Source organism: Paraburkholderia sejongensis (assembly GCF_020880815.1).
In the GTDB taxonomy this organism is placed as follows: Bacteria; Pseudomonadota; Gammaproteobacteria; order Burkholderiales; family Burkholderiaceae; genus Paraburkholderia; species Paraburkholderia sejongensis.
Genome location: NZ_JAJITD010000011.1, coordinates 30,125 through 48,457, shown reverse-complemented (window position 1 = coordinate 48,457; position 18,333 = coordinate 30,125). Strand labels below are relative to the sequence as shown.

Below are 18,333 nucleotides of genomic sequence, written 5' to 3'. Positions count from 1 at the left end.
CGCGAGCGGCGGGGCCGCGTGCGACGCCGCCAGGCAGTTCGCGCGACGCGATTTGCGAGCGGTCGCAACGCGCGGACGGCGACAACCCGCGTTGGCAGGATTTGCAGCCGCATTGCAAGATTTGCGTGAAATTCGCGAGCGGCTCTTCGCGGCGCCAAGGGCGCAAGCTATGCGTCCGCGGTCTGCTCCGGCGCGTCGTCGGCAGCCGTCGCTTCGAGCGTGCTGCGATACGTGCGCGATTGCATCTGCGCGAGCCGGCTCAGCGTGCGCGACAGATCGTGCGCGCCTTCGAGGCCGCTCAACGCAGCTTCGAGCGGCCGGTCCGACGCAATGAACAATGCGCGCTTGCGGTCGTAGAAGATATCGATCAGCCAGATCAGCCGTTGCAGCGTGTGCGACTGCCGCAGTGCGTCGGTGTGCAGCCGGTCGACGATCAGCCCTTGCCATTGCTCGGCCAGATCGAGGTAGTCCAGATGCGAGCGGCTCACCACGCACAGTTGCTCGAAGTCAGCCCACAACAGTGCGCTGCCGGCCGCGCGCGCTTCGAGCGGGCGGCCCGCCGCGCTCAGCTTGACTGCTTCGAGCTTCGCGCCGGGCTCGTGGCTCGCGAAAATCGTGCGCAACGCGTTCTCACTCGACGTATCGAGCGGCGCGAAGAACCGCGGCACCTCGGCCGGCTCGCCGCCGAAGCGATAGTCGCGCGCGCCGTCGAAATGGACCACCGTGAAGCAGCGTTTGATCTGCGCGATGGTCGGTAGAAAACGTTCGTGAAACTCGGGGTCGGGCAACAGATCGTCCGGCGCGTAATTCGAGGTCAGCACGATGCAGGTGCCCAGGCCGATCGCGGTATCGAGAAAACGGCCCATCAGGAATGCATCGGCGACGTCGTGCACATGGAATTCGTCGAAGCACAGCAGCTCGATGCCGTCGAGCCATTGCTTGGACACGTCGCCGAGCCGGTCGTCGCTGCGCGGCGCGGTGACGAGCCGGCGGTTCATCTCGCGCAGAAACTCATGGAAGTGCAGACGCCGTTTGCGGCACGACGCAAGCTCGAACACCGTATCGACGACGAGGCTCTTGCCGCGCCCCGGCAGTCCGTGGCAATAAACGCCTTGCGCTGCGAATGCATGGCCCGACCATGCGCGCCGCGCGTGTTGCCGCGCGCCGAGAGACGCGGCCAGCGCGGCAATCGCTTCGCGTTGACGCGGATCTGGCGTGATGCCGCGCGCGGTCAGCGCGCGAGTGATGCGGGCTTCGTCAAGCATCGGCGGGAGCGCCGTTGGATGACGGCGTGAAGTAAACGGTGACGCGCGCGCGAGCGGCGAGGGCGGGTGCGAACATGACAGAGCGGCTGACGTAACGGGACCACGTGGCGCAACTGAAGATGCAATGCGCGAAAGATGCACTGCATTGCGTGATCGAATCAGTCGCCTACGAATGGCGAGGTAACCGACGCGCATCGAATCGCACTCACGAGTGCGCACCATTCTACCAGCGGCGTGGGCGCCGGACCGTGGCCACCCGCACAAGCGGCCACCCGCGTGGCAACCCGGCGCCGCGCGGATCGTCAGTTCCTGTCGCGATGCCCCGGCAGCACTGCGCCGAGCACCTGCTTCGCGGTTTCGACGACCACGTTGCCCTCGTCGGGGTCGCCCTTCAGCAAGGTCTGCGCGAACGCCTTGGCCTGCGCGATCGTGATGTGCGGCGGCAGCGGCGGCACGTTCGGGTCGGCCATCACTTCGATCACGACCGGACGGTTCGCGGACAGCGCATCGTCCCACGCGGCGCCGAGCTGTTCGGGATCGTCGACGTAGATGCCTTTCAGGCCGATCATCTCGGCGAAGCGGTGGTACGGCACCGACGGAATGTCCTGCGAGGCCTCGAACTTCGGGTCGCCTTCCATCACGCGCTGCTCCCACGTGACCTGGTTCAGGTCGCCGTTGTTCAGCACCATGCAGATCCAGCGCGGATCGCTCCAGCCCTGCCAGTATTTCGCGACCGTGATCAGATCGGCCATGTTGTTCATCTGCATCGCGCCGTCGCCGACCAGCGCGATCACTGGCCGCTGCGGATACGCGAACTTCGCGGCGATCGCATAGGGCACCGCCGCGCCCATCGATGCGAGGCCGCCCGACAGCGAACACATCATCCCGCGCTGCACTTTCAGGTCGCGCGCGTACCAGTTCGCCACCGAGCCGGAATCGCTGGTGACGAGCGCATTCGCAGGAATCCGCTTCGACAGCTCCCATACGGTGCGCTGCGGATTGACACCGTCTTTCGCGGGTTCGAGCGCGCGCTGCTCGAGCGTCTTCCACCATTCGCCGGTCCAGCGTTCGATCCGCTCGCGCCACGCGCGGTCCCGCTTCTGTTCGATCAACGGCAGCAGCGCGCGCAAGGTCTCGACGCTATCGCCGACGAGATTCACGTCCATCGGATAACGCAGGCTCAGCATGTCGGCTTTGATGTCGATCTGCACGCCGCGCGCGTCGCCTTCCTTCGGCAGAAATTCGGCGTACGGAAAGCCCGAGCCGATCATCAGCAACGTATCGCAGTGGGTCATCATGTCGTAGCTCGGCTTGGTGCCGAGCAGGCCGATCGAACCGGTGACGAACGGCAGATCGTCGGGCAACGCGGCTTTGCCGAGCAGCGCCTTGGCGACGCCCGCGCCGAGTTTCTCCGCGATCGCGATCACTTCGTCGGTCGCGTGCAGCGCGCCGGCGCCGACCAGAATGGCGACCCGGCGGCCCGAGTTCAGTACCTCGGCCGCTTTGCGCAACTGCTCGTCGGCCGGCACCACGCGCGGCCGCTCGTAGCCGATCCCCGAATGCAGCGTGCCGTGCTTGCGCCCGGGCGCTTCGTATTCCAGATCCTGCAGATCGTTCGGCAGCACCAGCGCGGTGACCGCGCGCTCGGCGAGTGCGATCCGCACCGCGCGGTCGACCAGATGGCGCACCTGCGCGGGCACCATCGCCATGCCGACGAACGCGCCGGCAACGTCCTTGAACATCGCTGGTAAATCGAGTTCCTGCTGATAGTGTCCGCCGATCGCCGCGCGCGCCTGTTGACCGGTAATCGCCAGCACCGGCATATGATCCATCCGCGCATCGTAGAGACCCGTCAGCAGATGCGACGCGCCCGGTCCGGAGGTCGCGATGCATACGCCCAGTTCGCCGGTAAATTTCGCATGCGCGGACGCCATGAACGCGGCCATTTCTTCGTGACGGACCTGAATGAATTCGATCGGGCCCGGCTGACCGGTTTCTTTGTGGCGCTTTTTTGCTTCGCTCTGCATACGGCTGAGCGCGCCGAACACGCCGTTGATGCCATCGCCCGGATAGCCGTAAATGCGCCGCACGCCCCATGCGTGTAGCCGTTCGATGATGAAATCGCCGACGGTTTCAGCCATGATCCTCGCTCCTCGATTGGGTCCGCTGCGGCCGCGCGCAAGCGCCGGCCCGTGTCGGTAGCGGTCGAGCAAGGGGTGTTCCTTGCGGCTGGCTTGCCGGAACCCTATTCGGTGGTGATCGTGGGCTGCGGTGCGTCGAGCGCCTCACGGCCGAAGCGCTCGTATTGCGAGATCACCTGCGCGCCGAACAGCAGCAACGTGGCGAGCCATTCGAGGCTCAGCAGGATCACGATTGCCATCGTCAGCGAGCCGTAGACGATGCTGACCTGCGATAGCGTCGCAAAATACCAGACCAGTACATGCCGGGTGACTTCCCACAGCACGCCGGCCACCACGCCGCCGATCAGCGCGTGTTTGAGCGACGGCCGGCCGACCGGCATCACCAGGTACACCGAAGTGAGCACGAAGATTTCGCCGGCAAAGCCGAGCAGATACAGCAGCACACGCGAAATGCCGTGAAACGAAAGATGCAGCCCGTACATTTCGAGGCCCACCGTGCCGAAGGTTTCCAGCGCGCTCGACACGAGGGTGACGATCAACAGCCCGAGGCCGAGAAACAGGATGTAGCAGTAAGGCAGCAGCGCCGACACCAGGAAATGGCGGCGCTTCACGACGACCCGGTGCACGAAGATCAGCGACATCGCGTTTTCCAGCACGGTGAACGCGAGCGAACTGAAGAAGATCATCGTCAGCAGCAGCACCCAGCCGATCACCGCGCGATGCTGCAAAAAATTGGCGAGTTCGTGGACCAGCGCATTCGACTGCCCCGGCACCAGCCAGCGCAGCAGATGGCTCAGCGCGTCGAGAATCAGTTGCTGCGGCAGCACCCGCGACAGCACGATCACGATCAGGATCAAGAGCGGCACGATCGACAGCAACGCGTAATAGGCGACCGCGCCCGCCAGCAGCAGCCCCTGATTCGCGCGGAACGCTTTCAGCGTTTGCAGGATGAAGCGGCCGGGGTGCCTGGCGATATACAGCGCATGCTGGTCGAGCAGAATCGGCATGGGGCCTCGCGCGGCGCGCCGGACGCTGCCGGGTCGCAGCGGCCTGGGACGCGCCTGATTGGGTTATATACCGTAAGCACGAATGCGGCCATGTATGAACAGGCCCTGCGCGGCATGCAGTTTGCTTTGCAGTTCGCTTGATTGCGCGCCTGCTTCACTGCCTGATTGACTGCCTGATCACCCGCTCGATTGCCGGCTTGTTTGCCGGCTTGATACCCCGCTCGCCGCGCCCGAGCGTGCGCGCTTTTCTTAACCGCTTGCCGAACACAGCCCGATGGAGCAGCCGCAAGATCACCGCCAACCTGACGCGCAACCGGCCACGCAGCATGGCGCGCGTTCTGATCTGGTCGTCGCGCGACCGGAGGGACTGTATTGTCCGGCCGGCGATTTTTACATCGATCCGTGGCGGCCGGTCGAGCGCGCGGTGATCACGCATGCGCACTCCGATCACGCGCGTTTCGGCCATCGACGTTACCTCGCCACGCGTGGGGGCGCGAATGTGCTGCTGTCGCGACTGCCCGGCATCGCGTTGCAGACGCTCGACTACGGCGAACCGCTTGCGATCGGCGCGACGCGCGTGTCGCTGCATCCGGCCGGCCATGTGCTCGGTTCCGCGCAGGTGCGGATCGAACATGCGGGCGAGGTGTGGGTCGCGTCCGGCGACTACAAGCTCGAAGCCGACCCTACCTGTGCGCCGTTCGAGCCGGTGCGCTGCGATACCTTTATTACCGAGTCGACCTTCGGACTGCCGATCTATCGTTGGGATCCGCCGCAAAGCGTGTTCGATTCGATCGATTCATGGTGGCGACACAATGCATCCGAAGGACGCGCGTCGGTGCTGTTCTGCTATTCGTTCGGCAAGGCCCAGCGGGTACTGGCGAGCGTCGATGCGGGCATCGGGCCGATTTTCTGCCACGGCGCGGTGGAACCGCTCAACCGCGCGTATCGCGACGCCGGGGTGCGCTTGCCGCCCGTCGGCGCGGTCGCCGGGATACCGGTTAAAGACAAGGCCGTGTTCAAACAGGCGCTGATCGTCGCGCCGCCGTCCGCGCAAAACAGTGCATGGCTGAAGCGCTTCGGTACTTACAGCGATGCGTTCGCGTCGGGCTGGATGCGGCTGCGCGGCGCGCGCCGCCGGCGTGGCGTCGATCGCGGCTTCGTGCTGTCCGATCATGCGGACTGGCCCGGCCTGCAAAGCGCGATTCGCGCAACCGGGGCTGAGCGCGTGATCGTCACGCATGGCTCCGTCGAACCGATGGTGCGGTGGCTCGCCGAGCAGGGCTTGCAGGCCGGCGCGTTCGACACGCAATACGGCGACGACACGGTCGAAGCCGACGCGGCGGGCGCCGACGAAGCCCCGGCCACGAACGTGACTGGCGTCACCGGCGTCACCGACGTAATCGGCGCAAGCGTTGCAACCGACGCAACCCGCGCCATCAATGAAACAGACGCGGACGACCCGCCATGAGCGCACGATGAAACGCTTCGCCGCTCTCTACACGGCGCTCGACGCGACCACCTCGACCCACGACAAGCTCGCCGCGCTGACCAGTTACTTCTCGGTGGCCGAACCGGAAGACGCCGCGTGGGCCGCGTATTTCCTCGCCGGCGGCAAGCCGCGTCAACTGGTGCCCACGCGCCTGCTCAGCGAGATCGCGCGCGAACGCGCGGGCTTGCCTGAGTGGTTGTTCGAAGAGTCGTATCACGCGGTCGGCGATCTCGCGGAGACCATCGCGCATATTTTGCCGCCCGCGCAGCGCAGCTCCGAGCTGGGTCTGACGCAATGGATCGAGCAACGCATGCTGACCTTGCGCGGCCTGCCGCCCGATGAATTGCGCACGCGGCTCCTCGGCTACTGGGACGAACTCGACTGGAGCGGCCGCTTTCTGCTGACCAAGCTGATCGGCGGCGGGTTCCGGGTCGGCGTCGCGCGGCAACTGGTGGTCAGAGCGCTGGCCGAAGTCGCGGGCGTCGATCACAAGCGGATCGCGCAGCGGATGGTCGGCTGGACCGACTCGCAACAGAAGCCCGACGCGGCGCGCTATCTGCGTTTGATCGCACCGCTCGACGATGACGCCGGGCAGCCGGGCGAGTCTCGAGCCGACAGCGATCTGGGCCTGCCGTATCCGTTCTTTCTCGCGCATCCGTTGCAGGCCGAGCCGGACACGCTCGGCGATCCCGCGCACTGGCTGATCGAATGGAAGTGGGACGGCATTCGCGCGCAGCTCGTCAAACGCGGCGGGCGCGTGTGGTTGTGGTCGCGCGGCGAGGATCTGATCACCGAGCGTTTTCCGGAGGTCGCCGCGCTCGGCGACGCGTTGCCCGACGGCTGCGTGATCGACGGCGAAATTCTCGCGTGGGAGCCGGGCGCGGCCGCGCCGTTGCCGTTTGCGCGGCTGCAACCGCGCATCGCGCGCAAGACGCTGACGCGCAAGATCCTCGCCGACTCGCCGGCCGCGCTGCTGGCTTACGATCTGCTCGAAGCGGACGGTCACGACTTGCGGATGACGCCGCTGGCCGAACGGCGCGCGCGCCTTGAGGCGCTCGCCGGTGCGATCGACGGCACGCTCGCGCGCGGCTTGTTGCGCGTGTCGCCGCGCGTCGCTGGTGATAACTGGCCGGCGCTCGCGGCGTTGCGCGACGAAAGTCGCGCGCGCGGTGTCGAAGGTCTGATGCTGAAAGAGCGCGCCTCGATGTATGGCGTCGGCCGCACCAAGGCGTCGGGCACCTGGTGGAAATGGAAGATCGAGCCTTATGCGGTAGACGCAGTACTTATTTATGCGCAACGCGGTCACGGCCGCCGCGCGAGTCTTTATACGGACTTCACGTTCGCAGTGTGGGACGAAGCCGATGGCGTGCGCACGTTGGTGCCTTTCGCGAAGGCTTATTCAGGACTTACCGATGAAGAGATGCGCCGGGTCGATGCAGTGGTGCGCAAGACCACCGTCGATAAATTCGGACCGGTGCGCAGCGTGACGCCGACGCTGGTGTTCGAGATCGGCTTCGAAGGCATTCAGGCGAGTCCGCGCCATAAGTCCGGCGTCGCGGTGCGGTTTCCGCGCATGCTGCGCTGGCGCACCGATAAACACATCGAAGACGCGGACACGCTCGCTATGCTGAAAGGATTTATCGATAATCGTGCGGGATAACCCGCAGAGCACAAACCCCTAACATATAGGGCATTTTTTTCTTCGCATCGTCGCTTATTCTTTGGTTATGACCGCGTGATCGATTCGCGCCTGTTAAAGCGCTCGCGGCCTACCTTGCGTCATTCCCTCAGTCCGTTGCAATACCGACATCGTGCGACGCCCATCAATGGGGCGCACAGCACGAGGATAGAGCGTTGATCGATACCGCGCCGTCAGCGGATCGCAAGCGCCGCCAATCAAACGCCGTGAAGAACTGGCCATTCGAGTTCCGTATTTCAGGTCTAACCTGCCTGGATGCGGCGATTCCGTACTGGCCGTGGGGTAATTGGCTTCCAGTGGGAATAACTGCAGTTTTGCCGTAGTCAGGCAGACGCAATGGGATCGAATCTTGCGCGCGTGGCGCGAGATGCCCTTCGGGGCGAATGTAAATGGGCGAGAAAAAATGACATTGTTCAACGACAACGTCGACAGTACCGACGACGTGCTCGTATGGCGGCCGATTCAATATGCGATGGCCGCGCATCGACGGGTGCTGGTGGTCGACGATTACCGCGAGGCAGCCGATGCATTGCAGATGCTGCTCGCGGCCGACGGCTTCGAATGCCGTGCGCTCGAAGATCCGTTCGCTGTGTGCGACATCGCGCGCGACTGGCAGCCGTTCGCGGTGGTGCTCGACATCAAGATGCCGGGCCTCGACGGTCTCGAACTCGCGCGGCGGCTGCGCGCGCATCCGCAAACTTCCCACATGTTGCTGGTCGCCTGCACCGCGTTTGCATCGCGCGATGACCGCACGCTGGCGAAGGCCGCGGGTTTCGACGCGCACTGCGCGAAGCCGTTGACGCCGGAGCGGCTGTTGCGCGTGCTCGAATCGGCGGCGGCGTTGCATGCGGCGGGGCCGCCATAGCGGGGGTGCCGGGTGCTCTCCCGGCGCTGCCGGCGCTTTTGAACCACATTCTTAGTGGATACTTTTCGCGGCGAATTTCCTGCGCCCAGTCGACTTCACGTCGATGCCAACGCAACGTCAGGTTGCGGTCAGCTTGACGTCACACCGCTGTCATCTATTGCCGCGTAATGGGGCTTCCCACGCGGCTTACCACGCGGCTTCCCACGCGGGTCCACCAGTTGCTGAACAGCTCGTAACGCGGCGCGTTCGCGCGCGCCGCTTACCGCCACTCACGTTCATTCGCAACCAGGAGAGCTGTTATGAGCGACGCGCCACGTCCATCCCCACCCTTTGCGCAACAGCAGCAGGAGCAGACACCGGGCCGCACGGCCGCGATGAATCCGCAGCCCGATCACGGCGAAAAAACCTACCAGGGTTCGGGGCGTCTTGCCGGCAAGGCGGCGATCGTCACCGGCGGCGACAGCGGCATCGGCCGCGCGGTCGCCATTGCGTTCGCGCGCGAAGGCGCGGACGTGCTGATCGCCTATCTGAACGAGGACGACGATGCGCGCGAGACCGCGCGCTGGGTCGAGGACGCGGGCCGCAAGGCGGTGCTGATGCCCGGCGACATTTGCGACCGCCAGCACTGCAATGCGATCGTCGACAAGGCAATGGACGCGTTCGGCCGGCTCGACGTGCTGGTCAACAATGCCGCGTACCAGATGAGCTACCCGTCGCTCGATGCGATCAGCGACGACGAATGGGACAAGACCTTCGATACCAACATCGGCGCGATGTTCCGGATCACGCGCGCGGCCGTGCGCCATATGAAACCGGGCGGTTCGATCATCAATACCTCGTCGATCAATGCCGACAAGCCGAACCCCGGGCTGATCGCGTACGCGACCACCAAGGGCGCGATCCAGAATTTCACCGGCGGGCTCGCGCAACTGCTTGCGGAAAAGGGCATTCGCGCGAACTGCGTGGCGCCGGGACCGATCTGGACGCCGCTGATTCCATCGACGATGGGGCCCGACAAGGTCGAGAACTTCGGCTCGCAGGTGCCGATGAAGCGCCCCGGGCAGCCGGCGGAACTGGCCGCCGCGTACGTGATGCTCGCGTCCGACGAGGCCAGCTATATCTCGGGCGCGACAATTGCGGTGACCGGCGGCGCACCGATTATTTAGGTTAGCGAACCGAAGCCGATGTCTTACAACACGATCAGGGAGAGTGCCATGAAGATCGATCTGCCCATCAAACTCGTTGCGGCTCTGGTCTGCGGCTGCTGTGCTTTCGGTTTCGCGCCGGGCGCGCACGCGCAGACCGGCTCGAGCCCGGCCACCCAAGGCGGCCAGGCCGGCGCGAAAGGCGGCGCCAGTCTCGAAGAATCGCGCACGCCGGATTCGACCGGCGCGAACAATGCGAACGGTGCGATCGGCGAGGGCAGCGGCGCGACCAACGGCGTCGCCGGCGGCGGCAACGGCCGCACCACGAAGCAACAGGCGACGCCCAGCCACAAGCGCATGAAGGGCGCGTCGTCCGCGCCCGCGGGCGGGGCTGGTCAGTAAATGCAACGTGGCGGCGGGCCGCCGCTGACCGCCCGCGAGCCGTTTGGCGATACCGCGGCACGGCGCTTGCGCGCCGCCGTCGCGTTTGCGTGTCCTCGCGTGGCCGGCTTGCGGCCGCGCGCCCGATGATAAGGAGGACCTACGATGCTGACTTCAGATGCTCAAGCCGCGCCGGCCCCGGCGCCCGCGCAGCCTGACCGCGCCCCGGCGACCCATGCGCTGACCTTCGAGATCAACGGCGAGACGCGGCGCTTCGACGTAGAAGCGTGGACCACGTTGCTCGATCTGCTGCGCGAACATGCGCAACTGAGCGGCACGAAGAAGGGCTGCGATCACGGTCAATGCGGCGCGTGCACCGCGCTCGTCGATGGCCAGCGAATCAACACCTGTCTCGCGCTCGCGGTGGTGTACGACGGCGCGTCGATCACGACGATCGAGGGGCTGGCGAGCGGCGCGACACTGCATCCGCTGCAACAGGCCTTTATCGATCACGATGCGTTTCAGTGCGGCTACTGCACGCCGGGGCAGATCTGCTCGGCGCTCGGCATGCTCGAAGAAGCTCACGTGCAATGCGCGGACGACGTGCGCGAGCAGATGAGCGGCAACCTGTGCCGTTGCGGCGCATATACGAACATCGTCGCGGCGATCGTCGAGGTCGCCGGTTTCGACGATACGCGCCCGGTGCGGGACGAGCAGCGCACCGCGGGCGTCGACCCCTCGGGAGGGCGGCCATGAACCGCTTCTCGTATGCGCGCGCGGATGCATTGCAGGACGCGCTCGCGCGGCACCGCGCGAATCCCAGGGCCGCGTTTATCGCGGGCGGCACCAATCTGGTCGATCTGATGCGCGAGGACGTCGCGCGCCCCGCCGTGCTGGTCGATATCAACCGGTTGCCGCTCAAAAGTATCGACGCGGCCGCGGACGGCGGCCTGAAAATCGGCGCGCTCGTGACCAATAGCGCGCTCGCCTATGACCCGGCAGTCACCGCGCGTTACCCGCTGCTCGCCAAGGCGATTCTCGCCGGCGCGTCCGCGCAGATTCGCAACGTCGCGACGGTCGGCGGCAATCTGCTGCAACGCACGCGTTGTTATTACTTCTACGATGCCGGCACGCCGTGCAACAAGCGCGAACCCGGCAGCGGTTGTCCGGCGCTGAACGGGCTGAACCGCAATCACGCGATTCTCGGTGCCAGCGAACACTGCATCGCCGTGCATCCGTCGGATATGTGCGTAGCGCTCGCGGCGCTCGGCGCGACAGTTCATCTGCTCGGCCCGGACGGCGCACGCACGCTGCCGTTCGAGCAGTTTCACCGGCTACCCGGCGACACGCCGCAGATCGATACCAATCTGCGCGCCGATGAACTCGTCACCGCGATCGAATTGCCGTCGCAAGGCTTTGCCGCGCATCACGCGTATCTGAAGGTGCGCGATCGCGCGTCGTATGCGTTCGCGCTGGTGTCGGCGGCCGTCGGTGTCGAGCTCGATGATGCCGGTCGTGTGGTCGACGCGCGCTGCGCGCTTGGCGGCGTCGCGCACAAACCGTGGCGCGATCCGGCGGCCGAAGCGCAATTGCGCGGTCAGCCGCTCACCGCGCAGAACGTCGGCGATTTCGCGGCCGCGCTGCTGCGTGGCGCCCGCGCGCGGCGCGACAACGCGTTCAAGATCGAACTCGCCGCGCATGTGATCGTGCGCGCGTTCGGCGAGGCCACACAACGTTCGTTCGAGGAGGCCGCGCGATGAACCGTGCTGAAATTCCGCCGCCGCAGGGGACATCCCCGCGCACGACCGGCGTGCCGCATTCGCGTGTCGATGGCCGCCTGAAAGTGACCGGCGCCGCGCGTTACGCGGCCGACTTCGCGGCCGATGGCCTCGTATACGGATTTGTCGTATCGGCGACGATTGCGAACGGGCGGATCGTGTCGATCGACACGTCGGCCGCCGACGCGCTGCGCGGCGTGCTGCTGGTGCTGACGCATCGCAGGCGCCCGGAGTTGCCGACGGACCCCGCCGTCTTCAAGGATCAGATCGCGCCCGGCGGCACGCCCTTCAGGCCGTTGTGGGACGAGCGTGTCTGGTATAGCGGCCAGCCGGTCGCGCTGGTGGTCGCCGAGTCGCTCGAACTCGCGCGCCATGCGGCGTCGCTGGTGCGCGTGCAATACGAGGCCGCGCCGCACCAGACCGATTTCGACGCGATGTTGATGAGTGCGGCGCTGCCCTCCACCGAAAAGGGCGGCTTCGATCCGCCGCCGCCCGAGCGCGGCGACCCGCGTCGCGCGCTGGCTGTCGCTGCGGCGCGCGTCGATGCGTTCTACAGCACGCCCGCGCAATATCACAACCCGATGGAAATGCACGGCTGCACCGTGGTGCCCGACGCGCACGGCCACCTGACCGTCTATGAAAAGACCCAGGGCGTCGTCAATACGAAAAGTTATCTGACGCGCGTGTTCGGTCTGCGCGACGATGAAGTGCAGGTTATTTCGCCGTTCGCCGGCGGCGCATTCGGCTCGGGATTGCGGCCGCAATATCATCTCGCGCTCGCGGTGATGGCCGCGCGCGAATTGAAGCGCGCGGTGCGCGTGAGCTTGACGCGCCAGCAGATGTTCACCTTCGCGCACCGTCCGCAATCGGTGCAGCGGGTCGCGCTCGGTGCGTCGGCCGATGGCCGTCTGCAAGCGGTGATTCACGAGGCGGTCTCGGAGACCTCGCGGTACGAGGACTACTGCGACGTGGTGGTCAATTGGGCCGGGCAGTTGTACCGCTGCGATAACGTTTCGATGGGCTACAAGGTCGCGAAGCTCGATGTGCCGACGCCGGCCGACATGCGCGCGCCGGGCGCGACCCAGGGCTTGTTCCCGCTCGAAGTCGCGATGGACGAACTGGCCGCCGCGCTCCATATCGATCCGCTCGATTTGCGACTGATCAATTATGCGGAGCGCGACGCGAACAAGAATCTACCGTTTTCGAGCAAGGCGCTGCGCGAATGCTATCGCGAGGGCGCCGCGCGCTTCGGCTGGGCGAGCCGTCCGCTCGAACCGCGCGCGCGTCGCGAAGGCAACGAATGGATCGGTTGGGGGATGGCGACCGGTGCGTGGGACGCAATGCAGAACGAAGCAGCCGCGCGCGCGGTGCTGAGCCGCGACGGTCACGTGAAGGTGTCGAGTTCGACCGCCGATATCGGCACCGGCACCTACACCGCGATGACGCAGATCGCCGCCGATGCGCTCGGCGTGCCGCTCGCCGATGTGAGCTTCGAACTCGGCGATACGCGTTTGCCGAAAGCGCCGATCGAGGGCGGCTCGTGGACGGTGTCGTCGGTCGGCAGCGCGGTCGATGCGGTCTGCACGCGCTTGCATAACCGGCTGATCGAACTTGCGCGCGAATATGGCGGCGTCGGCTTTGCGGCCGCGGGGCATGACGATATTCGACGCGACGGCGACAGACTCATATGCGGCAAGGGCGCGGACGATTCGATCGCAATCGGTGCGTTACTGGAGCGCGCAGGTGTTAGCGAACTCGAAGAGCAGGTCAGCGTGAAGCCGCATGAAAAACAGCAGGCGTATTCGATGGGCACGCATTCGGCGGTATTCGTCGAAGTGCGCGTCGATGATGCGCTCGGCATCGTGCGGGTCACGCGGGTGGTCAGCGCGATCGCGGCGGGGCGCATCATCAACCCCAAAACGGCCGGCAACCAGATTGCCGGCGGCGTCGTGTGGGGGATCAGCATGGCGCTGCACGAACACGGCCAGTTCGATCACGCACTGGGCCGGCAGATGAACCACAATCTTTCGGAGTACCACGTACCGGTGAACGCCGATATCGATGCGATCGACGTGCTGTTCGTCGATGAGCGCGATGACATCGTCAATCCGCTCGGAGTGAAGGGCGTAGGCGAAATCGGCGTGGTGGGCGTGGCCGCGGCGGTGTGCAACGCAATCTGGCATGCGACCGGCAAACGCATCCGCGATCTGCCGATTACGCCGGATAAGCTGCTCGGTTGATTGTGCGGCTCAGAGCATCGGGCGCAGAGCATGGGGAAGGCCGCGTCGAATGCATTGACGTTGCAATGCTGGAACGCGGCCACGCGGTCATGCGGCAGTGCTGCATGGCCGTGATGCGTTGAGGCCGCCATGCGCTCGCGTGGCGGCCTCAAGCCGCAATACTCAACTCGGCGCGTATTTGAATTCCGGCAATGCTTCGAGCGACTTCTTCGTGGCGTCCGGTAAAACAATGCGGCGATCGTTGATCTGCAGATCGTTGAACGGGACGGCCACTAGGTGCTTGCCCATGCCGAGGAAACCGCCGACCGACAGAATCGCGTACGTGCCGTGATCCGAACCGGGCGACACGATCAGATCGTCGAGCGTGCCGATGTTGTCCTTGTTGCGGTTGTACACGTCCGCGCCGGTCAGCTTCGACGCGCGATAGCCGCTGCCGAGCTGCACGACGTCGATGCGCCGCTCGGTGATCGCCTGCGGCGCGCCTTGCGCGAACGCGTTGCCGCAGACGCTGAGCGCGGAGCTTAGCGTGACGGCGGCAAGCAACGCCGCGGCGGTGCTGGACAGCGTGGTCCGCGGTTTGGCGTGGGGTGCTGTTTGCATGTTGCGCATGATGTTTTTTCTCCCTGTTGTAGTGGTTGCGCCGGTCATGGTTGCGGTGGGCTGCGCGGACGGTTACGACAAGAACCGAACGCGCCCGCTTGGCTCCTTAGCTGCAAATTGCGTGCCGCGGGTTTTCCTGCGACCGTCGCGCCCCGGCCTTTGCCCCGATAGCGTGGATAGGAAGGGCAGAACGCGGCCCGAGCTATCAATTACGCTCACTGCCAATTTGGTATAAACTAAATGCCAAATGGCAGGAGGTAAAACCGTGAACGTCATCGAGAAAATCTCTCCGGATTCGCTGTTGGGCGGCCGCGCTGTGTTGCCGCATCCACCGCGCTCCGGGCTCGAATGGGTCGATGTGGTCCGGCACGGCATCTCGTCGCGGGCTCTCGACGCAATGCTCAAATCGATCGGACTGTCGCAGGCAGAACTGGCGCAGGCGCTCGACATTCCCGAGCGCACCCTCGCGCGTCGCAAGCGGGAGGGCGTGCTCAGTCGCGAAGAGTCGGCCAAGCTGCTGCGCCTCGCACGGGTTGTCGCGCGCGCCGCCGAAGTGTTCGAAGATCTCGGCGCGGCCCTCGCGTGGCTCAAGACGCCAGTGGGTGCCCTCGCGGACGCCACGCCGCTGAGCTTGATCGATACTGACATCGGTACCGAAAGCGTGATGGATACGCTGGGACGTATCGAGCATGGCGTGTTCGCATGATGTTGACGGCTTGGCGGGTCGTGACCGAACGCTATGCGGATAGCGCTTTTTCAGGGGAGGGCGCACGTCTGTACGGCGGCCGGTGGAACCCGAAAGGTATTGCGATGGTGTACACCGCGCAGACGCAATCGCTCGCATTGCTGGAAATGCTGGTGCAGGATGCGCCGCTGCGAGCGCGCTATCTGATGATCCCGGCCCACATCCCCGAAGAAATCGTAGAACGCGTCGACCCGGCCAGCTTGCCTCGCGACTGGCGCGATCTCACTGCGCGAACCGAATTGCAACAGGTTGGAGCGGCGTGGGCGCAGAAGCGGAGCAGCGCCGTTCTGGCGGTGCCCAGCGCGGTCGTCCCTGCGGAAACCAATTACCTGCTCAATCCCAATCATCCGGATTTCGCGCTGATCACGCCGGGGACGCGCGACGAATGGCTGACCGATCCGCGGTTGCTGCGCCGCTCGGTGACAAAGGGGGCGTGACGAAACTTTCCGGCGCAACGCGCAACCCCGTCGCAAATCGAATTCGCGGTTCGTAGCCGCAGCGCCCAACTTCCTCCCGCTTCATCTCCGGCCGCCCCCCAGGCCCGCCACTTGCTACCCAACCCGGCTCCCCCAGGCTGCGCGCGGCATCGCACAGCGCCGCCCGGGACTGCCTACACTGGAAAACACCCACTCGCAGCCACGCGCCTTTTGCCGCCACAGGACCCTCTATGTCATCCCAAACCAGCTACGCGACGCGCATTTCCGAAGGCACGCCTTTTCCGCTCGGCGCGACATGGAACGGCATCGGCGTCAATTTCGCGCTGTTTTCCGCGCACGCGACCAAGGTCGAACTGTGTCTGTTCGACGAGACCGGTCAGCACGAGATCGAACGCATCGAACTGCCCGAATACACCGACGAGGTCTGGCACGTGTTCGTGCCGAATCTGAAACCGGGCGCGGTCTACGGCTACCGCGTGCACGGCCCGTACGAACCGCTCAACGGCCACCGCTTCAATCCGAACAAGTTGCTGCTCGATCCGTACGCGAAGGCGCATATCGGCGAATTGAAATGGGCGCCGGAAATCTTCGGCTACACGCTCGATTCGGAAGAAGGCGACCTGTCGTTCGACGAACGCGACAGCGCCGCCTTCGTGCCGAAGTGCAAGGTGGTTGACGCGAACTTCTCGTGGACCCACCCGGAGCGCAACGCGCTGCCGTGGGACCGCGTGATCCTCTACGAAACCCACGTGCGCGGCTTCACGAAACGCCATCCGCAGGTACCGGAGCGCCTGCGCGGCACCTTCGCGGGGCTCGGCCAGAAGCCGGTGCTCGACTACATCCGCAGTCTCGGTGTGACGTCGGTCGAACTGCTGCCGATCCAGACCTTCGTGAACGACAGCTATCTGCTCGACAAAGGTCTGACGAACTACTGGGGTTACAACACGATCGGCTTTTTCGCGGCCGATCCGCGCTTTTTCGCGTCGGCGCAGGATTCGGTCGGCGAGTTCAAGGAGATGGTCGACCGCTTCCATCAGGCCGACCTCGAAGTGATTCTCGACGTCGTCTACAACCACACCGCCGAGGGCAACGAGCGCGGCCCGACGATCTCGTTCAAGGGCATCGACAACGCGTCGTACTACCGCCTGATGCCCGACGAGCCGCGCTACTACATCAACGACACCGGCACCGGCAATACGCTGAACCTGTCGCATCCGCGCGTGCTGCAGATGGTCACCGACAGCCTGCGCTACTGGGTCACCGAGATGAAGGTGGACGGCTTCCGTTTCGATCTGGCGACGATCCTCGGCCGCGAGGATCACGGCTTCGACGAGGGCGGCGGTTTTCTCGACAGCTGCCGCCAGGACCCGGTGCTCAGCAGCGTGCGCCTGATCGCCGAGCCGTGGGACTGCGGTCCGGGCGGCTACCAGGTGGGCGGTTTTCCGCCCGGCTGGGCCGAATGGAACGACCGCTTTCGCGACACCGTGCGCGAGTTCTGGAAGGGCGACGAAGGCAAGGTCGCCGATCTGGCGACGCGGCTCACCGCCTCGGGCGACAAATTCAATCATCGCGGCCGGCGCCCGTGGGCCAGCGTGAACTTCATCGCCGCGCACGACGGCTTTACGCTGAACGATCTGGTCTCGTACAACGAGAAGCACAACGAAGCGAACGGCGAGGACAATCGCGACGGTCACTCCGACAACAAGTCGTGGAACATGGGCGTCGAAGGCCCGACCGACGACCCCGACATTCGCCAGCAGCGCGAGCGCCAGAAACGCAATCTGCTCGCGACGCTGCTGCTCTCGCAGGGCACGCCGATGCTGCTGGCCGGCGACGAATTCGGCCGCACCCAGCGGGGCAACAACAACGCGTACTGCCAGGACAACGAGATCAGCTGGGTCGACTGGGACGCGATCGACGACGACGACCGCGCGCTGACCGAGTTCGTGCGCAATCTGACCACGCTGCGGCATCGGTTGCCGGTGCTGCGGCGCGGCCGCTTCCTGACCGGCGAATACAACGAAACGCTCGACGTGACCGACGCCCGCTGGCTGTCGCCGGACGGCAGCGACATCACTGGCGAGCAGTGGGACGATCCGGCGATGCGCTGTTTCGGCCTCGTGATCGACGGCCGCGCGCAGGCGAGCGGGATTCGCCGACTCGCGTCGGACGCGACGCTGCTGCTGGTGCTGAACGCGCATCACGACGTGGTCAACTTCACGCTGCCCGAGGTTCCCGAGGGCGAGGTGTGGACCTGCCTCGTCGATACCAACATGCCGGTGCGCGCCGAGTTGCCGCAATTTAGCGCCGGCGACGAGTATCAGGTGACAGGCCGCTCGCTGCTGCTGTTCGCGCTCGAAGCGCCGAGCCGCGCGACGCAGCGTGTGTTCGACCGGCTCGAAGAACAGCTGACCTCCGACGAAGGGGAAACGCCTGCCGGTTCATAAGTGCATCGACGCGTCGCGCCACTCGCGCGCCCAGGAACAACGGTTGCTTCGCTGTCCATAACGCTGCGCCCGCGCGGCCCGTTTCGCGACCGCG

Annotated in this window: 15 protein-coding genes; 11 read left to right on the top strand and 4 right to left on the bottom strand. The window is 65.4% G+C overall.

Annotation, left to right across the window (positions count from 1 at the left end; all coding sequences use genetic code 11):
- Positions 1–167: 167 nt before the first annotated feature.
- The 3 genes from zapE to LJ656_RS21660 all read right to left on the bottom strand — a co-directional run bounded on the left by zapE (position 168) and on the right by LJ656_RS21660 (position 4,413).
- A complete protein-coding gene (gene zapE / locus LJ656_RS21670) occupies positions 168–1,265 on the bottom strand; it encodes a cell division protein ZapE (protein WP_230511418.1) in 1,098 nt (365 codons plus the stop codon).
- Between the two features lie 302 nt (positions 1,266–1,567).
- Positions 1,568–3,406 (bottom strand): thiamine pyrophosphate-requiring protein, encoded by a 1,839-nt coding sequence (locus tag LJ656_RS21665; RefSeq protein ID WP_230511417.1) that lies wholly within the window; start codon positions 3,404–3,406, stop codon positions 1,568–1,570.
- Positions 3,407–3,510: 104 nt separating this feature from the next.
- Entirely contained in the window at positions 3,511–4,413 is a 903-nt protein-coding gene (locus tag LJ656_RS21660) for a YihY/virulence factor BrkB family protein (protein ID WP_230511416.1), read from the bottom strand.
- A 274-nt stretch (positions 4,414–4,687) separates the two neighbouring features.
- On the opposite strand from LJ656_RS21660, the gene LJ656_RS21655 reads away from it, so the two are divergent.
- The 8 genes from LJ656_RS21655 to LJ656_RS21620 all read left to right on the top strand — a co-directional run bounded on the left by LJ656_RS21655 (position 4,688) and on the right by LJ656_RS21620 (position 14,010).
- Positions 4,688–5,881, top strand: a complete 1,194-nt coding sequence (locus tag LJ656_RS21655) for a ligase-associated DNA damage response exonuclease (RefSeq protein WP_230511415.1) — start codon at positions 4,688–4,690, stop codon at positions 5,879–5,881.
- Positions 5,882–5,888: 7 nt separating this feature from the next.
- Positions 5,889–7,562: an ATP-dependent DNA ligase gene (locus LJ656_RS21650; RefSeq protein ID WP_230511414.1), complete on the top strand. Its 1,674-nt coding sequence runs from the start codon at positions 5,889–5,891 to the stop codon at positions 7,560–7,562.
- 442 nt (positions 7,563–8,004) lie between these two features.
- On the top strand, positions 8,005–8,466 hold the full coding sequence (locus tag LJ656_RS21645; protein WP_230511413.1) for a response regulator: 462 nt from the start codon (positions 8,005–8,007) through the stop codon (positions 8,464–8,466).
- 299 nt (positions 8,467–8,765) lie between these two features.
- Positions 8,766–9,632, top strand: a complete 867-nt coding sequence (locus tag LJ656_RS21640) for a glucose 1-dehydrogenase (RefSeq protein WP_230511412.1) — start codon at positions 8,766–8,768, stop codon at positions 9,630–9,632.
- A gap of 48 nt (positions 9,633–9,680) precedes the next feature.
- Positions 9,681–10,013 (top strand): hypothetical protein, encoded by a 333-nt coding sequence (locus LJ656_RS21635; RefSeq protein ID WP_230511411.1) that lies wholly within the window; start codon positions 9,681–9,683, stop codon positions 10,011–10,013.
- A 144-nt stretch (positions 10,014–10,157) separates the two neighbouring features.
- Positions 10,158–10,748, top strand: a complete 591-nt coding sequence (locus tag LJ656_RS21630; RefSeq protein ID WP_230511410.1) for a (2Fe-2S)-binding protein — start codon at positions 10,158–10,160, stop codon at positions 10,746–10,748.
- Positions 10,745–11,752, top strand: a complete 1,008-nt coding sequence (locus LJ656_RS21625; protein WP_230511409.1) for an FAD binding domain-containing protein — start codon at positions 10,745–10,747, stop codon at positions 11,750–11,752. The genes LJ656_RS21630 and LJ656_RS21625 overlap by 4 nt, the downstream gene beginning before the upstream one ends.
- The gene (locus LJ656_RS21620) at positions 11,749–14,010 is read left to right on the top strand and encodes a xanthine dehydrogenase family protein molybdopterin-binding subunit (protein WP_230511408.1); all 2,262 of its coding nucleotides are present in this window, start codon (positions 11,749–11,751) and stop codon (positions 14,008–14,010) included. The genes LJ656_RS21625 and LJ656_RS21620 overlap by 4 nt, the downstream gene beginning before the upstream one ends.
- A gap of 162 nt (positions 14,011–14,172) precedes the next feature.
- On the opposite strand, the gene LJ656_RS21615 is transcribed toward LJ656_RS21620, so the two are convergent.
- The gene (locus LJ656_RS21615; protein ID WP_425605983.1) at positions 14,173–14,619 is read right to left on the bottom strand and encodes a PRC-barrel domain-containing protein; all 447 of its coding nucleotides are present in this window, start codon (positions 14,617–14,619) and stop codon (positions 14,173–14,175) included.
- Between the two features lie 256 nt (positions 14,620–14,875).
- Between LJ656_RS21615 and parS the strand changes: the two genes are divergently transcribed.
- The 3 genes from parS (at position 14,876) to glgX (ending at position 18,239) form a co-directional block, all read left to right on the top strand.
- Positions 14,876–15,316, top strand: coding sequence for a type II RES/Xre toxin-antitoxin system antitoxin (gene parS / locus LJ656_RS21610; protein ID WP_230511406.1), 441 nt, complete (start codon positions 14,876–14,878; stop codon positions 15,314–15,316).
- A 20-nt stretch (positions 15,317–15,336) separates the two neighbouring features.
- Positions 15,337–15,792: an RES family NAD+ phosphorylase gene (locus LJ656_RS21605; RefSeq protein ID WP_230511405.1), complete on the top strand. Its 456-nt coding sequence runs from the start codon at positions 15,337–15,339 to the stop codon at positions 15,790–15,792.
- 230 nt (positions 15,793–16,022) lie between these two features.
- The gene (glgX, locus tag LJ656_RS21600) at positions 16,023–18,239 is read left to right on the top strand and encodes a glycogen debranching protein GlgX (RefSeq protein WP_230511403.1); all 2,217 of its coding nucleotides are present in this window, start codon (positions 16,023–16,025) and stop codon (positions 18,237–18,239) included.
- Positions 18,240–18,333: the final 94 nt, after the last annotated feature.

Excerpts from the sequence above, each read along its gene's own strand:
- LJ656_RS21650 (WP_230511414.1), top strand. The coding sequence starts at position 5,889 with ATGAAACGCTTCGCCGCTCTCTACACGGCGCTCGACGCGACCACCTCG.
- LJ656_RS21665 (WP_230511417.1), bottom strand. The coding sequence starts at position 3,406 with ATGGCTGAAACCGTCGGCGATTTCATCATCGAACGGCTACACGCATGG.
- LJ656_RS21625 (WP_230511409.1), top strand. The coding sequence starts at position 10,745 with ATGAACCGCTTCTCGTATGCGCGCGCGGATGCATTGCAGGACGCGCTC.
- LJ656_RS21660 (WP_230511416.1), bottom strand. The coding sequence starts at position 4,413 with ATGCCGATTCTGCTCGACCAGCATGCGCTGTATATCGCCAGGCACCCC.
- zapE (WP_230511418.1), bottom strand. The coding sequence starts at position 1,265 with ATGCTTGACGAAGCCCGCATCACTCGCGCGCTGACCGCGCGCGGCATC.
- LJ656_RS21645 (WP_230511413.1), top strand. The coding sequence starts at position 8,005 with ATGACATTGTTCAACGACAACGTCGACAGTACCGACGACGTGCTCGTA.
- LJ656_RS21620 (WP_230511408.1), top strand. The coding sequence starts at position 11,749 with ATGAACCGTGCTGAAATTCCGCCGCCGCAGGGGACATCCCCGCGCACG.
- LJ656_RS21655 (WP_230511415.1), top strand. The coding sequence starts at position 4,688 with ATGGAGCAGCCGCAAGATCACCGCCAACCTGACGCGCAACCGGCCACG.
- glgX (WP_230511403.1), top strand. The coding sequence starts at position 16,023 with ATGTCATCCCAAACCAGCTACGCGACGCGCATTTCCGAAGGCACGCCT.
- LJ656_RS21640 (WP_230511412.1), top strand. The coding sequence starts at position 8,766 with ATGAGCGACGCGCCACGTCCATCCCCACCCTTTGCGCAACAGCAGCAG.
- LJ656_RS21635 (WP_230511411.1), top strand. The coding sequence starts at position 9,681 with ATGAAGATCGATCTGCCCATCAAACTCGTTGCGGCTCTGGTCTGCGGC.
- LJ656_RS21615 (WP_425605983.1), bottom strand. The coding sequence starts at position 14,619 with ATGCGCAACATGCAAACAGCACCCCACGCCAAACCGCGGACCACGCTG.
- LJ656_RS21630 (WP_230511410.1), top strand. The coding sequence starts at position 10,158 with ATGCTGACTTCAGATGCTCAAGCCGCGCCGGCCCCGGCGCCCGCGCAG.